The organism is Staphylococcus pasteuri (assembly GCF_030547725.1).
In the GTDB taxonomy this organism is placed as follows: Bacteria; Bacillota; Bacilli; order Staphylococcales; family Staphylococcaceae; genus Staphylococcus; species Staphylococcus pasteuri.
The window spans coordinates 1-233 of the sequence record NZ_JAUOQO010001039.1; the positions used below are offsets into that span (position 1 = coordinate 1).

1 protein-coding gene is annotated in these 233 nt (G+C 44.2%); it reads right to left on the minus strand.

Annotation, left to right across the window (positions count from 1 at the left end; all coding sequences use genetic code 11):
• Positions 1–191 (minus strand): hypothetical protein (locus Q4528_RS16335; protein WP_439848960.1); only part of this gene is annotated, 191 nt, incomplete at its 3' end.
• Positions 192–233 lie beyond the last annotated feature (42 nt).

Here is a 233-nt window from a genome sequence, read left to right on the forward strand (position 1 = left end):
GTGTTGTTAGCTACTGCTAAGTTGGTGAGCGCAGTAATTAAAGCAATGCCGTTTTGTGCGGCAAAAGAACGCGACTTAGCTTTGTTTACTCGGTTCCCAACCCATTGTTGAATGAAGCGTAAGCCACCCTGTTCGCGCATTAGCGCACTTAAACCGCCAATGAACAATGACAGTAGAAAGATTTCCTGCATGCCACTAAAGCCCGTATAAATGTCTTTACCAAAGGTTAATAG